Genomic DNA, 14,616 nt, shown 5'->3' on the forward strand with positions numbered 1-14,616 from the left:
GAATGGAGCACCCCATGACCGCCAGTGCACAAAAGTTCACTCGCCAGACCTTGCTCGACGTCCAGCCGTTGACCCCCAGCTTGTTCACCCTGCGGACCACCAGGGACCCGGGTTTTCGTTTTCGTGCCGGGCAATTCGCCCGGTTGGGCGTGACCAAAGCTGATGGCAGTATCGTATGGCGCGCCTACTCCATGGTGTCGTCGCCCTATGACGAATTCCTCGAGTTCTTTTCCATTGTGGTGCCGGATGGGGAGTTCACCAGTGAGCTGAGTCGGCTGGGCGTCGGCGATACGCTGCTGGTCGAACGCCAGGCCTTTGGCTATCTGACGCTCGATCGCTTTGTCGACGGCCGTGATCTCTGGCTGTTATCCACAGGCACCGGTCTGGCGCCGTTTCTGTCGATCCTGCAGGACTTCGAGGTCTGGGAGAAATTCGAGCGGATCATCTTGGTCTACAGTGTGCGCGAAGCCCGGGAGTTGGCTTATCAGGAGCTTATCAGCGGGTTGGCGCAGCGCGACTACTTAGCGGAGTTTGCGCACAAGCTGCGGTTCATCACTACCGTCACTCGCGAGGAGCATCCTGGGGCCCTGAGTGGCCGGATAACGACGCTGATCGAAAGTGGCGAGCTGGAGCGGGCGGCAGGCTTGGCGCTGACGGCCGAGCATTCGAGGGTCATGCTCTGCGGCAATCCGCAGATGATCGATGACACTCGCAAACTGCTCAAACAGCGCCACATGCAGTTGAGCCTCAGTCGACGGCCCGGGCAAGTGGCGGTGGAAAACTACTGGTAAAAATAACGGCGCCTCGAGGGCGCCGTTATTTCACTAAAGCGTTCAGGGCCGATTGTTCTGGGCCTTGAGCAGATCGCGGATCTCTTCCAACAGCTCCTCTTCTTTGGTCGGAACCGGCGGCAGCGTTGGCGCGACGGCCTCTGCGCGTTTCAGACGGTTGATGGCTTTGACGCCCATAAAGATCGCGAAGGCGACGATGATGAAGTCAATCATGCTCTGGATGAATTTACCGTACGCCACCATTACCGCGGGGATATCGCCGTCGGCTGCCTTGAGCGTGATGGCCAGGTCACTGAAGTCCACCCCCCCGATCAGCAGGCCAATGGGCGGCATCACCACATCGCCGACAAACGATGAAACGATCTTGCCGAAGGCGGCGCCGATGATGATGCCGACGGCCATGTCGACCACGTTACCTTTGACCGCGAAGGCCTTGAACTCAGTTATCACGCCCATAGGTTATTTCCTTGTTACAGATGAGGTTGGTGAGCGCAGTGTAAATCAGCAAGATCCATCCTGCTCGAAACAACTGCTTACAGAGCTTGCCTGCTGCCAACCGTCTCAACGGTAAAAAAAGTTTGAAAATGCCATCACTTGCTCGGGATATCCGTTCTGGACTGGGGCCTCCAGCGCGTCCGCAGAACAATGTATCCGTCGTCCACTCGCCTCTGCTGAGTAGAGGGCGGCGCAGGATAAACCACAGAAAGTAGGTGCAGTAGCATCACTGAGTTGATACAAGGGCTACGTGCGGTATATGAAGTTTTATGTAATGGTTTGCAGGGTATAAAGACTCGCACCTCAAACAATTCCCTGTGTTCGATGTCAAGAATGCCGTTCTGTTGCCATTAGCTTGGTTGTTCGTATTATAAGGTTGGCTTAATAGTTGGATTGTACGTTCAGGTTTTAAATGGCAAGGATTTGTACAGGTTTTGATTTTTGTTTCATTGGGCGAGACTAGTATTTGATTGAATATGTTGGGGCGGGAGGTTGTACAGGGTCTTATGGTTAGTCATACGGAGAATGTAATCCAAGGGCTGAACAAGTTACTACCGAAGATCCGCTGGGTAACTTCGCCGCGCTGTTCCACTCCAGCTGAGCTATCATCGCGTTTTTTTGCCGGGAGTTCAGATGGCCAAGGCCAAGCGCATGTATGGCTGCACCGAGTGCGGCTCAACCTTCCCCAAGTGGGCTGGCCAGTGCGGTGAGTGCGGGGCCTGGAATACCCTGACTGAAACCATGGTCGAGAGTGGCGGCGCCGCAGCACCCAGCGGTCGCACCGGCTGGACAGGCCAGCAGGCACAGATCAGGACGCTGGCCGAAGTCAGCGTCGAAGAGATCCCGCGTTTTTCCACAGCCTCCAGCGAGCTCGATCGGGTGCTGGGCGGTGGTCTGGTAGACGGTTCGGTGGTGCTGATCGGCGGTGATCCGGGCATCGGCAAATCGACCATTCTGCTGCAAACCTTGTGCAATCTCGCCAAAGTCATGCCGGCGCTGTACGTCACCGGCGAAGAGTCCCAACAGCAAGTGGCTATGCGCGCCCGCCGTCTCGGCTTGCCTCAGGATCAACTGCGGGTGATGACCGAAACCTGCATCGAAACCATCATCGCCACGGCCCGGCAGGAAAAACCCAAGGTGATGGTGATCGACTCGATCCAGACGATCTTCACCGAGCAGCTGCAATCGGCACCGGGCGGCGTGTCCCAGGTTCGGGAAAGTGCGGCGTTGCTGGTGCGCTATGCCAAGCAGAGCGGCACAGCGATTTTCCTGGTCGGCCACGTGACCAAAGAAGGCGCATTGGCCGGGCCGCGAGTGCTGGAGCACATGGTTGATACCGTGCTGTATTTCGAAGGCGAGTCCGATGGGCGTTTGCGTTTACTGCGGGCGGTGAAAAACCGATTTGGCGCTGTCAACGAACTGGGCGTGTTTGGTATGACCGACAAGGGCTTGAAAGAAGTCTCTAACCCTTCGGCGATTTTTCTCACGCGTGCTCAGGAAGAAGTGCCGGGCAGTGTGGTCATGGCGACGTGGGAGGGGACGCGGCCGATGCTGGTGGAAGTCCAGGCGTTGGTGGATGACAGCCACCTCGCCAATCCGCGTCGGGTAACGCTGGGTCTGGACCAGAATCGTCTGGCGATGCTGCTGGCGGTGCTGCACCGTCACGGCGGCATTCCGACCCATGATCAGGACGTGTTTCTCAACGTGGTTGGCGGGGTGAAGGTGCTGGAAACGGCATCCGACCTGGCGCTGATGGCGGCGGTCATGTCCAGTTTGCGCAACCGGCCACTGCCCCATGATTTGCTGGTGTTCGGCGAAGTCGGGCTTTCCGGCGAGGTACGTCCGGTACCAAGCGGCCAGGAACGCTTGAAAGAAGCCGCCAAACACGGCTTCAAACGCGCCATCGTGCCCAGGGGCAATGCACCGAAAGAGGCACCGCCGGGGTTGCAGATTATTGCCGTGACCCGGTTGGAACAGGCGTTGGACGCGTTGTTCGAATAAGTCCTGTGGGAGCGGAGCTTGCTCGCGATAGCGGAGCTCGCTCCCACATCTATTTGGCATGGCGCCGGTATTCAGATTTCGATCAGGGCGCCCAGTTCGCGCTCCAGTTCCTCGGGATCCCCCAGGTTGAACTCAATCAACCGCCGCAGGCGTTCGATGGATTCCAGGCTGATGTGTTTGCAGACAAATCCGAGCTGGCCATGGTCATCGTGGGTCAACATCACATCCATCTTGATCTCGACGTCTTCATTGAGATGAATATCGACCAGGAAATGCCACTCCCGATTACCCAGCCAAGGCTCGGGCTTCTCGATCAACAGTCCCTTGAGCGACAGGTCGATCAGCTTCACCGGCCAGATGAACTCCCCCTGGCTCAGCTCGGTTCGGGCATCGAACGCAATACGTTTGAAGCGGCGGCGATCGGCAGGGTGCTCGCTCATGGCGCAATCCTCGAAAAGGTTCGCTGACTATAGACCCGTATTGTCAAAGCCTGCCAGCCAAGACAAGCGTCTGGATCAATGTCGGGGGTATGGCCTTTGCCGTCAGGAGAGCTAAACTCGGGGTGGCTGTCTTTCTTGTCCACCCTGGCTGGAATCATAAAATGAAAAATAATAATAGCCTGCTACGCCACTTACCCTGGCTGCTGCTGGCAATCCTGGGAGCGTGCGCCCTTGGTGTCGTGGCATTGCGCCGAGGCGAGGCGATCAACGCCTTGTGGATTGTGGTTGCTGCCGTGGCCATTTATTTGGTTGCCTATCGTTACTACAGTCTGTTCATCGCTAACAATGTGATGCAGCTCGACCCGCGACGGGCCACCCCCGCCGTGCTCAACAATGACGGTCTGGACTACGTCCCGACCAACAAACACATCCTCTTCGGTCACCACTTCGCCGCCATCGCTGGCGCGGGGCCGCTGGTGGGTCCGGTCCTGGCGGCGCAGATGGGCTATTTGCCCGGTACGCTTTGGCTGATTGCCGGCGTGGTGTTGGCCGGTGCCGTTCAGGACTTCATGGTCTTGTTCATGTCCACCCGCCGCAACGGTCGCTCTCTGGGCGACATGGTTCGTGAGGAAATGGGCCGCATCCCCGGGACCATCGCGCTGTTTGGCTGCTTCCTGATCATGATCATCATCCTCGCAGTGCTGGCGCTGATTGTGGTCAAGGCCCTGGCCGAGAGCCCGTGGGGTATTTTCACGGTGATGGCGACCATCCCGATCGCGATGTTCATGGGCATCTACATGCGCTACATCCGCCCGGGCCGCATCGGCGAAATTTCCGTGATCGGCGTGTTGCTGCTGCTGGGTTCGATCTGGCTGGGCGGGCAGATTGCCGCTGATCCGGTCTGGGCCAAGGCGTTCAGTTTCACCGGGATTCAGATTACCTGGATGCTGATCGGCTACGGTTTCGTCGCTGCAGTACTGCCGGTGTGGCTGATCCTGGCGCCGCGTGACTACCTGTCGACCTTCCTTAAAATCGGCACCATCGTGGCCTTGGCGATCGGCATCCTGATCACCATGCCCGACCTGAAAATGCCGGCGCTGACCCAGTTCATCGATGGCACCGGACCGGTGTGGAAGGGCGGGCTGTTCCCGTTCCTGTTCATCACCATCGCCTGTGGCGCGGTGTCGGGTTTCCATGCGCTGATTGCTTCCGGGACCACACCGAAGTTGCTGGCCAGCGAAGGCCATGCCCGTTACATCGGTTACGGCGGCATGCTGATGGAATCCTTCGTGGCCATCATGGCAATGGTTGCCGCGTCGGTGATCGAGCCTGGCGTGTATTTCGCCATGAACAGTCCGGCGGCGATCGTCGGCGGTGACGTGGTGGCGGTGGCACAAACCGTCAGTAGCTGGGGCTTTGCAATTACCCCGGAAGCCCTGCAAGCGGTGGCCAAGGACATCGGGGAAACCACCGTCCTGGCCCGAGCCGGCGGTGCGCCGACCCTGGCGGTCGGTATCGCGCAGATCCTGCACAGTGTTCTGCCGGGTGAAAACACCATGGCGTTCTGGTACCACTTCGCGATCCTGTTCGAAGCGCTGTTCATTCTGACCGCCGTCGACGCCGGGACCCGTGCCGGTCGTTTCATGCTGCAGGACTTGCTCGGTTCCTTCGTGCCGGCGCTGAAACGCACCGAATCCTGGACCGCCAACCTGATCGCAACCGCAGGATGTGTGGCGATGTGGGGTTACCTGTTGTACCAGGGCGTGATCGATCCGCTGGGTGGCATCAACACCTTGTGGCCGCTGTTCGGTATCTCCAACCAGATGCTGGCCGGTATCGCGCTGATGTTGGCGACCGTCGTACTGATCAAAATGAAACGCCAACGCTACGTCTGGGTCACCATGTTGCCAGCGGTATGGCTGCTGATCTGCACCACCACCGCCGGTTTCATCAAGCTGTTCGATGCCAATCCGGCGATCGGTTTCCTGGCCTTGGCCAGAAAATACAGCGATGCCCTGGCCAACGGTCAGATCCTCGCCCCGGCCAAGGACATCACCCAGATGCAGCACGTGATCTACAACGCGTACACCAACGCAACATTGACGGCGCTGTTCTTGCTGGTGGTCTTCAGCATTCTGTTCTTTGCACTCAAGGTCGGTATCGCCGCTTGGGGCACCAAAGAACGTACGGATAAAGAAGCGCCATTCCAGGCTCTGCCGGACGCGTAATGAGGATTGCACCATGTTCAATGACCTGAGTCGCCTCGGTAAATACCTCGGTCAGGCCGCGCGCCTGATGGTCGGGATGCCCGACTACGACAATTACGTCGAGCATATGCAAACCAAACACCCGGACAAACCGGTGATGAGCTACGAGGTGTTCTTCCGGGAACGCCAGGAAGCCCGTTACGGTGGCAAGGGTGGGCCGAAGTGCTGTTGAACCTCTAACGGCGTGTTATCAGATGTGATGTGGAGCGGTTTTTTGTGGGAGCGAGCTTGCTCGCGATGCAGGCAACTCGGTTTATCGTTAAAACCGTGGTGATGCCATCGCGAGCAAGCTCGCTCCCACAGGACCGCTCCCATTTTTTTGTGTATTAGAAGGAGATCCAGTTTGTCCTCTCCCATCCCGGTAACAATCCTCAGTGGCTTTCTCGGCGCGGGGAAAACCACGCTGTTGCGCCACCTGCTCAAAGCCGAACACGGCCTGAAAATCGCCGTGATCGAGAACGAATTCAGCGACGCCGGAATCGATACCCAACTATTGGGCGACGAACCGGTGCAAGTGATGACGCTGTCCAACGGCTGCGTCTGCTGCACCATTCACACTGATCTGACCAAGGCCTTGTACTTGCTGCTCGAGCGCCTGGACAGTGGCGAAATCGCCTTCGACCGTCTGGTGATCGAATGCACCGGCCTGGCCGACCCGGCACCGGTGGCGCAAACGTTCTTCATCGATGAGGAGCTGCGCGAGCGCTATATCCTTGACGGCATCATCACCTTGGTGGACGCCGCTCATGCCGACACTCACCTGACCCAAACCATCGCCCAGGCGCAGATCGGTTTCGCCGACCGCTTGCTGGTGAGTAAACGCGATCTGGTGGACGAAGCGACCTTCAACGCCCTCAGCGAGCGCCTGACCCGCATCAACCGTCGCGCACCGATTCGCGTGGTCGAGCACGGCAAGATTGACTTGGCCGAATTGCTTGACGTGCGCGGTTTCAATCTCAATGCCGACCTTGGTGGCGGCGTCAGCCTGCGCCCGGTGAGTAAAGCGCCGTCCATCGACCGTATTTCCAGCCTGGTGCTGCGAACCGACAAGCCACTGGATATCGACAAACTCAGCGAGTTCATGAACGAGCTGCTGGAAGACCATGGAAAGCAATTGCTGCGCTACAAAGGCGTGTTGAACATCCAGGGTGAGCCGCGGCGCATGGTGTTTCAGGGCGTGTTGAAGTTATACGGATTCGATTGGGACACCGAATGGGCCGACGATGAAACGCGCGAAAGCGTGATCGTGTTTATTGCCGATGATTTGCCAGAAAAGAAGATTCGTGAAGGGTTTGCGCGGATAGCCGCGGACTAAAAGTTCAGTGCCCATTGCATCGGGCACTTTTTCACGTCGTCGCAATGACGACTAAAGATTTCTTGTTGAAATTCAGAATTAATATTTTTCCGTGTCCTTGTTGGATAAGTATTGCTGTGTTCGGCTGAATGATTGCTGTGTGTGTTAAAAGCATTAAAAGGTTATTTCTGATTTGGCTTTTAGTGGCGGAGTTAGAGGGGGGTGTAAGTTACATTTGGTTGGGTTTCTAATCTTTCATTATTTCATCCGGGTGATACAGTCTTTGGGCGCTAATATTGGCGTTAACTTGTTGAGTTGGAGAATTGAATGAAAGAGCAAATCATGGATCTGTCGGGTGAGTTCGATGCGGAATTCGAAGCCTACGTAAAAGCAGGCGATAACCAGACCGCGGGCGCAGAGGTCATGGCGACCACCGTATCGTGCGGCACCCTGGGCTGCACCGTTCTGGACTGCTAAGCAGGCAGTCACATATGGCGAGTCGATGGCTCGCCATGTTCGTTATAGGTGTCATCAAATGTTGGCTAATGTACTGACGTTTCAAGAGCGTGAACTAACGGGCGCCGGTGCGTCGATAGATGTTGCCCTGTTGCATAAGACGATTGCGCAGCTGCATGAAAATGATAACGCTCTACTGCATTATTTTGGTCTGGGTCGGCAGCAACTGATTCAACGAGTTGAACGTAACAACAGGCCTGTCGAGCGTAGGCAAGAGTCGTCGGTGATAGTGTCTTTGAGGCGCGAAATTGACATTATAGAGTCGCTGTTACTGGGCGAGCACGTGGACGACGTTGGGCAGGAATATTTCTATTGGTTTTATTATGTTTTTTATGACTACTTCAAGAGGTGCTTCGAAAAAGAGCGGCGATTTCTTGAGGTGTGCAACTTAACGAATGTTGAAGGTTTGCTGGCGAGTGTCAAGTCTTACGTCATCGCAGGCGTCAAACGTTTATCGGAAAAGTCTCTTGTCCATGCGCTGAATACGCAGATATCCGAAAATGCCGATCTGGATCTACAGACCTTCAATCAGCGATTGAAAACCGGATTAACAGGCGCGGTTCTGAAATCGTACCCGGTTCTCACCCGTCTCTTGATCGAGCAGATCAACAGCACGGTAGCGTACCTGTACAAGGTTGTTTTTCATTTTGCCGACGACGCTGACCTACTCCAACGTACATTCAGTTTGCCTGGCAAACGGATAGACGCAATCAACCTCGGGTTGGGCGATCCCCATGCGGACGGAGAAACGGTCTGCTCTGTACAGGTTGGCAGTCAATCGCTGGTGTACAAGCCACGGAGCAATTATGAGGCGTTGTTCTACAATGCACTGCTAAAGCGCCTTCAAGAGCTGACCGGCGATGACGGCTTTGCCATCTATGCGCCGATAATGGTAGCCAGAGAGGGGCGCTGCTGGATCGAAAAAATCGAGAATCTGGCGTGCGCAGCAGAGACCGATCTGTCGTTATTCTACCGGCGGATGGGGGCACAGATTGCGGTCGTTCACGCCTTGAACGGCATCGATTTCCACTACGAAAACATCATTGCCTGCGGCAACAGCCCGGTGATGATCGACCTGGAGTGTCTGTTCACGGCCGCCATGGTTGATCTGAAGATCAACCTTCCACACACCCGTGCATTGTTCAAAACCCTCAAACGCAACAGTCAGTCCGTCTTCTCGAGCGGTTTTGTCGCCTATTCGCCAGACGCCGACAATGACACCGGCGGGCTGACTCGGCAGAAAACCTTCATTTCGAAAAAGAAGCAGCTGATTCGTGAGCAAAGTTTCTATCGTTTGAAAACGGTCAAGGTCGACAAGGTTCCTGTGATCAGACACCTGCCGGTTTTCAAGGGTGAGCCGCATTCAGTGGATGAGTACCAGCACGTGTTCTTCCAAGGGTTCGAAGATGCCTACGACGAGGTCGTGAACCATATCGACGCGGTACAGGAACTGATCACCCTGCACGTCAGCAAGCTGAAAACCCGTGTCCTGATAAAAAATACGCAGCGTTACGCCGACTTCATCGAACTGTCCCTTCATCCGCGCTTCATGCAATGCATGATTCAGCGTGAGGTGCTGCTGGCAACGTTGTGGGCAGAGTTGAACGAGGCGCTCACTGGCCATCAGCTACCACGTTACGAATTGAACGATTTGCAGAAGGCCAACATCCCTTGTTTCACCATGTCTATCGGTTCAAGCCGAATAGTCGGTGCTGCAGGTGTGGAATTGACGCAACTGGCAATCGAAACCCCTTTTGACAGTTGCCGGCGCAAGTTGAGATCACTTTCGCCCAGCGATAAAATCTTCCAGAAGTACATACTTCGGGAGTGCCTGTTTCCCGTTTCAAACGACGCCTTGCCCATGAACCGTAAACATCGATGTGACGGAGCGCCGGTGCTGAGCTCGCCGCAGTACCTTGATGCTGCAATGAGCATCGCCGGGGCAATCGAGCGCTTACGTATCAAGGGTGAGGAGGGAGATGTCGGGTGGATGTTCTTGAATACTCATCCGCGAACCCGGCGCAAATACATTTCTGCAATGGGTAACAGCTTGTACAACGGCATGGGCGGGCTTGCGATTTTTTACATGAGTCTATTCAGAGTCAGCGGCCAGGAACATTACAACGACAAGGCTGACGAGATCCTGCGTTCGATGGCAAAGTCCCATGGCCATTTTGACAGTGACATGACGGTCAGCGCCTATTTCGGGTTGGCATCCTATGTGTACGTGCTGGTCAATTACCAGCGTGTGACAGGACAGCAGAATCACCAGCAAACCATCGATGGGTTACTGCTCAAGCTCGCCGACTGTCCTCGCCCGGATGACGAGTACGACTTCCTCAATGGCTGGTGCGGCACGGTGACAATGTTGGCAAATCTCTACCTGTTGGAGAAGCGCGCGATGTTGCTGCCCCTCATAAAAACGTTTACCGAAGCGATCAAGTCCCGACTGAGGTACGAAGACGGCACATTTGTGCTCGGTGACACTCGGGTGCCGCTGCTGACGGGGTTCTCTCATGGGATGTCCGGCATTCTCCATGCGCTGGCCAAGGTGTACGAGGTCACTCGAGATTCGTCGCTCGTGACGTTGATCACGCAGTTGCTGGAGGCCGAAAACCGTCTCACCGTCCAAGGCTTCTGGCTCGATCTGCGTGATTGCTCCAGACAAAGCTATATGAACAAATGGTGTCATGGTGATGCGGGTATTTTGATCTCCCGGTTGCAACTGAGCAGGGCGCTGGCAAATGCCTTGAGCCACGACGTAAGGACGGCAGTCGAAGCAGATATCAAAACCTGTGAAAACAATCTCTGGGGGCATGGCCTGGGAAGCGGTTATAGCCTTTGTCACGGTGATTTCGGGAATCTTGTGTGCTTGCTGGATCTGTACCGTCGGGACGCAAACGACCAGGGCGTCGCCCGCGTGTTGCAGGCGTTTTCCGAGGCTGTGCACAACTTCTTCAATGAAGACTTTATCGGTAAAGACAGCATTCCCGATCCGGGGATGATGCTGGGCATTGCCGGGGTCGGGCAAGCCTTGCTGCATGCCCTGGATGCGCAGTTGCCTAATGTTCTATCGCTCGAGTTTCAGGGGGCGACATCAGTAGCGTCTGTTCAAGATGATCCAGTTGCCGGGTCATCAGTCGAACCGCTGCTGTAACGTCTGCGCGCTCCAGAGCCTGCACCAGCAGTGTGCTTTCATGCCATTCGCTATAACTGGGCGTGGGTAGTTCATGTCGAGCGATGGCCAGCAATGTCACGGGGACCAGGCTGCCGAGGAAATGCGCCAGCGGTGCATTGCCGGCCATCTTGGCCAGTTGTAGATGGAATTCTCCAGACAGTCGAATTGCCGGGCCGCGCTCACCGCGCTCCATGCATCGGCGCTGCCGCGCGATCAGGTCATGCAGGCGTTTCAGATCTTCTGCTTGAGGCTGCTGACAGGCCAGTTGCACCAGCGTGATCTCGGTCAGGCGCCGGGCATGAAGGGTTTGGCGGGTTTGCTCGATGTCTGGCGCGGCGACCCGGGGCCGATGATTGGGGCGCAGGACAATGACCTGCTGCTGAGACAACTTCGCCAGCACTTGGCGAATGATGCTGCGGCTCACACCCAGCATTTGCCCCAGGCTTTCTTCGGTGAAGCGGCTGGCCGGGACGATGCGCTGCTCAAGAATGGCATCGAAGACTCGCGGGTAGACGTCATCCACCGATGACGGCTTCACGCAGGCTCGGGCGGCTGATGCCCAATTGTTCGGCCAGCTCACGCAGCCCCGGCAGCATCTCGCCGGAACGCCACTGACCACGGGCCAAAGCGGCCCGAAGTTTTGCTACTACTGAATTCACAACGGTTGACGAGGTGATCACTGTTCGCTCCATGAGCATCCAAAACGATTGATGACCGTGCCTGCCCGCAGGCAGACACGGCGATTATTCAAAATTCCTGCTGATGCGCCGGGGCGACAGGTTTTCTTGGCTGGAAGGTATATCCCACCTGGCCGGAAAACACTTTGTTCGCCCGTTGAATATCGATGTCCTTCTCCCAGCGGGCGATGGCCACGGTAGCCACGCAGTTGCCGATCAGGTTGGTCAGCGCCCGGCCAATGCCCATGAACCAGTCCACCGCCAGCACCAGCACCAGACCGACCACCGGAATCGCCGGGATCGCCGTAAGTGTCGCCGCGAGAATCACCAGCGCCGAGCCGGGAATGCCGTGGGCACCTTTGGAGGTGATCAACGACACCAGCAGAATCGTCAACAAGTCGGTCATGGCCAGCGGCGTGGCATTGGCGATGAACACGATGGCCAGGGTCAGGTAGATCGAGAAACCGTCCAGGTTGAACGAGTAGCCGGTAGGAATCACCAGCCCGACCGTCGAACTGCCGATGCCCAGATGCTCAAGCTTGCGCATGATTTGCGGCAGAACGGCGTCGGAAGAAGCGGTGCCCATGACGATCAGCAGTTCTTCACGCAGGTACTTGAGCAGCCGCCACATCCGCAGGCCGGACAGGCGAATCACCAGGCCGAGAATCAGCGACACGAACGCCACGCAAGTCAGGTAAAACAGGCCGACCAGGCTGCCCAGGTGTTGCAGCGAGTCCAGGCCATATTTGCTAGTGGTGAAGGCAATCGCTCCACAATCAGGAATTCAATGCCACACCTTTTTTTAGAATACTCAAAGCAAAAGTTACCTTCGATTGTTCTTCGGTTTCGGCGAGGTATATATAGCGCGAACCTCTTACTTTGGATCCTCCGACATATTTTTTTTCCCCTGACATGATTGAGATTGGTAGATGGGGCGCGGAAATGTCGTCAAGCGTAATGATGTTGTTGCGATGGTCGGTGAGCGTAAAAATTGTCGGGTCAGTCGTGTTGGACTTTTTCGCGCCAAGAAGATCCAGTGCGCCTGTGCATATTTTCTTGTTGTGATATTTGCCTTTATTTTTGATGGAAATAATATAGCCGTCATCCGTATGTCCAAAATGCAGCTTTAAGGATTCGATGGTTTTGCCTTGGCCTTTCGGGCGCATGCCGAGCAGGCTAGAGTGATCACTGGTCTGGGGTGCCCCGGTGAAAAATCCTCCGCTGAACAAGGTCACTGTGACCATGATGGGTTCGCCGTACAGCACTTCAAGAACGTTTACATCGTGGTCAATCATCCTGAGTTTGGCGGTAAACGATTTTTCAATGTTGATGTTCATAAACAATCCTTTGTTTTTTATGGGGTGTTAAATATCGCAGGATTGATGTTAGAAGTTTTTTAGTTGCCTTGTAGTGCTGCATTTGTTGCAAGGTTTGAAGGATGAAAGTGTAATTGTATTGGAGGTGGAAGTTTCAGCTGTTGTTATGTTGTGGCGATAATCAGCGCAAAAAAATGCCCACATCGTTTGATGTAGGCATTTTTATCGATCAACTGATTACAGTCTTTCGCCCGGCTGATTAAGCGCCGTACACCGGCAGTTTCTTGCAGATGGCTTTGACTTTCTCGCGAACGGCGTCGATCACCGCTTCGTTGGAAAGATCAGCCAGGATGTCGCAGATCCAGCCGGCCAGCTCTTTGCACTCTGCTTCTTTGAAGCCACGAGTGGTCACAGCCGGCGTACCGAAGCGCAGACCCGAGGTGACGAACGGAGAGCGTGGATCGTTTGGCACGGAGTTCTTGTTCACGGTGATGAACGCTTTGCCCAGAGCGGCGTCGGCGTCTTTACCGGAGATTTCCTGCTTGATCAGCGACAACAGGAACAGGTGGTTTTCAGTACCACCCGATACCACGTCGTAACCGCGCTCGATGAACACGCCGGCCATGGCCTTGGCGTTCTTCACCACTTGTTGCTGGTAAGTCTTGAACTCAGGCTGTAGCGCTTCCTTGAAGCAGATCGCTTTAGCGGCGATCACGTGCTCCAGCGGGCCACCCTGGGCGCCCGGGAATACCGCGGAATTCAGCTTCTTCTCGATGTCGGCGTTGGCGCGAGCCAGGATCAAACCGCCACGTGGACCGCGTAGGGTCTTGTGCGTGGTGGTGGTCACGACGTCAGCGAAAGGCACCGGGTTCGGGTAGACGCCTGCGGCGACCAGACCCGCCACGTGGGCCATGTCGACGAACAGGTAGGCGCCGACTTTGTCAGCGATTTCGCGGAAACGCGGGAAGTCCAGGATCTGCGAGTAAGCAGAGAAACCGGCCACGATCATTTTCGGCTTGTGTTCAACAGCCAAGCGCTCGACTTCGTCGTAGTCGATCAGGCCATTGCCGTCGATGCCGTACTGAACGGCGTTGTACAGCTTGCCCGAGGATGAAACGCTGGCACCGTGGGTCAGGTGACCGCCATGAGCCAGGCTCATGCCAAGGAGGGTGTCGCCCGCTTGCAGCAGAGCCAGGTAAACGGCGCTGTTGGCTTGCGAACCGGCGTGCGGCTGAACGTTGGCGTAATCGGCGCCGAAGAGTTCCTTCGCACGATCGATAGCCAGTTGCTCAACCACGTCGACGAACTCGCAACCACCGTAGTAGCGCTTGCCCGGGTAGCCTTCGGCGTATTTGTTGGTCAGTACCGAGCCTTGAGCTTCCATCACCGCAGGGCTGGTGTAGTTTTCCGAAGCGATCAGCTCAATGTGCTCTTCCTGGCGCTGAGCTTCTTGCTCCATGGCGGCAAAGAGATCGGCGTCGTACTTGGCAATAGTCAAATCACGGCTGAACATGGCGGTCCTCAGGGATCGGGGCAGAAAAGGGGGGCATTCTAACCCAATGGGTTTTAGATGGCATATGAAAGGACATCATGTCGCAGACAAGTGGGCTTCATGACCAGATATGCGGTGATCATGCTGGC

The 14,616-nt window shown here is 56.0% G+C and carries 12 protein-coding genes and 2 pseudogenes; 7 read left to right on the plus strand and 7 right to left on the minus strand.

Annotated elements, in window-relative coordinates:
* Positions 1 to 14 precede the first annotated feature (14 nt).
* Positions 15 to 791 carry a ferredoxin--NADP reductase gene (locus ACYZT0_RS00190; protein WP_462044146.1) on the plus strand — a complete coding sequence of 259 codons (777 nt, stop codon included), beginning with the start codon at positions 15 to 17 and terminating at the stop codon, positions 789 to 791.
* Between the two features lie 42 nt (positions 792 to 833).
* Here the strand turns inward: ACYZT0_RS00190 and mscL are convergent, their stop codons facing one another.
* Positions 834 to 1,247: a large-conductance mechanosensitive channel protein MscL gene (gene mscL / locus ACYZT0_RS00195; RefSeq protein WP_462044147.1), complete on the minus strand. Its 414-nt coding sequence runs from the start codon at positions 1,245 to 1,247 to the stop codon at positions 834 to 836.
* Positions 1,248 to 1,919: 672 nt separating this feature from the next.
* Here mscL and radA point away from each other — a divergent pair.
* Positions 1,920 to 3,287, plus strand: coding sequence for a DNA repair protein RadA (gene radA / locus ACYZT0_RS00200; RefSeq protein ID WP_462044148.1), 1,368 nt, complete (start codon positions 1,920 to 1,922; stop codon positions 3,285 to 3,287).
* A gap of 71 nt (positions 3,288 to 3,358) precedes the next feature.
* On the opposite strand, the gene ACYZT0_RS00205 is transcribed toward radA, so the two are convergent.
* A complete protein-coding gene (locus tag ACYZT0_RS00205) occupies positions 3,359 to 3,727 on the minus strand; it encodes a PilZ domain-containing protein (RefSeq protein ID WP_461974522.1) in 369 nt (122 codons plus the stop codon).
* A gap of 161 nt (positions 3,728 to 3,888) precedes the next feature.
* On the opposite strand from ACYZT0_RS00205, the gene ACYZT0_RS00210 reads away from it, so the two are divergent.
* The 5 genes from ACYZT0_RS00210 (at position 3,889) to lanM (ending at position 10,961) form a co-directional block, all read left to right on the plus strand.
* Positions 3,889 to 5,955, plus strand: coding sequence for a carbon starvation CstA family protein (locus ACYZT0_RS00210; protein WP_462044149.1), 2,067 nt, complete (start codon positions 3,889 to 3,891; stop codon positions 5,953 to 5,955).
* Positions 5,956 to 5,968: 13 nt separating this feature from the next.
* Complete coding sequence (locus ACYZT0_RS00215) at positions 5,969 to 6,166, plus strand: YbdD/YjiX family protein (RefSeq protein WP_458287054.1); 198 nt, start codon at positions 5,969 to 5,971, stop codon at positions 6,164 to 6,166.
* A gap of 171 nt (positions 6,167 to 6,337) precedes the next feature.
* Positions 6,338 to 7,309: a GTPase gene (yjiA, locus tag ACYZT0_RS00220; RefSeq protein WP_462044150.1), complete on the plus strand. Its 972-nt coding sequence runs from the start codon at positions 6,338 to 6,340 to the stop codon at positions 7,307 to 7,309.
* A gap of 306 nt (positions 7,310 to 7,615) precedes the next feature.
* Positions 7,616 to 7,765 (plus strand): hypothetical protein, encoded by a 150-nt coding sequence (locus ACYZT0_RS00225; protein ID WP_282381030.1) that lies wholly within the window; start codon positions 7,616 to 7,618, stop codon positions 7,763 to 7,765.
* 58 nt (positions 7,766 to 7,823) lie between these two features.
* Complete coding sequence (lanM, locus tag ACYZT0_RS00230; protein ID WP_462044151.1) at positions 7,824 to 10,961, plus strand: type 2 lanthipeptide synthetase LanM; 3,138 nt, start codon at positions 7,824 to 7,826, stop codon at positions 10,959 to 10,961.
* Here lanM and ACYZT0_RS00235 read toward each other — a convergent pair.
* The 5 genes and pseudogenes from ACYZT0_RS00235 to glyA form a co-directional block, all read right to left on the minus strand.
* On the minus strand, positions 10,867 to 11,520 hold the full coding sequence (locus ACYZT0_RS00235) for a GntR family transcriptional regulator (protein ID WP_462044152.1): 654 nt from the start codon (positions 11,518 to 11,520) through the stop codon (positions 10,867 to 10,869). The two genes, lanM and ACYZT0_RS00235, sit on opposite strands and share 95 nt — an antisense overlap.
* Positions 11,507 to 11,662, minus strand: a pseudogene (locus tag ACYZT0_RS00240) (GntR family transcriptional regulator); the annotation flags it as partial. The pseudogene ACYZT0_RS00240 and the gene ACYZT0_RS00235, both read right to left, overlap by 14 nt.
* Before the next feature lie 67 nt (positions 11,663 to 11,729).
* Positions 11,730 to 12,431, minus strand: a pseudogene (locus ACYZT0_RS00245) (cation:dicarboxylate symporter family transporter); the annotation flags it as partial.
* Between the two features lie 4 nt (positions 12,432 to 12,435).
* Positions 12,436 to 12,996, minus strand: coding sequence for a hypothetical protein (locus tag ACYZT0_RS00250; protein WP_462044153.1), 561 nt, complete (start codon positions 12,994 to 12,996; stop codon positions 12,436 to 12,438).
* 238 nt (positions 12,997 to 13,234) lie between these two features.
* A complete protein-coding gene (gene glyA, locus ACYZT0_RS00255) occupies positions 13,235 to 14,488 on the minus strand; it encodes a serine hydroxymethyltransferase (protein ID WP_462044154.1) in 1,254 nt (417 codons plus the stop codon).
* Positions 14,489 to 14,616 lie beyond the last annotated feature (128 nt).

The sequence above is a fragment of the Pseudomonas sp. ZS1P83 genome, from assembly GCF_054897825.1.

Excerpts from the sequence above, each read along its gene's own strand:
- ACYZT0_RS00190 (WP_462044146.1), top strand. The coding sequence starts at position 15 with ATGACCGCCAGTGCACAAAAGTTCACTCGCCAGACCTTGCTCGACGTC.
- mscL (WP_462044147.1), bottom strand. The coding sequence starts at position 1,247 with ATGGGCGTGATAACTGAGTTCAAGGCCTTCGCGGTCAAAGGTAACGTG.
- radA (WP_462044148.1), top strand. The coding sequence starts at position 1,920 with ATGGCCAAGGCCAAGCGCATGTATGGCTGCACCGAGTGCGGCTCAACC.
- ACYZT0_RS00205 (WP_461974522.1), bottom strand. The coding sequence starts at position 3,727 with ATGAGCGAGCACCCTGCCGATCGCCGCCGCTTCAAACGTATTGCGTTC.
- ACYZT0_RS00210 (WP_462044149.1), top strand. The coding sequence starts at position 3,889 with ATGAAAAATAATAATAGCCTGCTACGCCACTTACCCTGGCTGCTGCTG.
- ACYZT0_RS00215 (WP_458287054.1), top strand. The coding sequence starts at position 5,969 with ATGTTCAATGACCTGAGTCGCCTCGGTAAATACCTCGGTCAGGCCGCG.
- ACYZT0_RS00225 (WP_282381030.1), top strand. The coding sequence starts at position 7,616 with ATGAAAGAGCAAATCATGGATCTGTCGGGTGAGTTCGATGCGGAATTC.
- lanM (WP_462044151.1), top strand. The coding sequence starts at position 7,824 with ATGTTGGCTAATGTACTGACGTTTCAAGAGCGTGAACTAACGGGCGCC.
- ACYZT0_RS00250 (WP_462044153.1), bottom strand. The coding sequence starts at position 12,996 with ATGAACATCAACATTGAAAAATCGTTTACCGCCAAACTCAGGATGATT.
- glyA (WP_462044154.1), bottom strand. The coding sequence starts at position 14,488 with ATGTTCAGCCGTGATTTGACTATTGCCAAGTACGACGCCGATCTCTTT.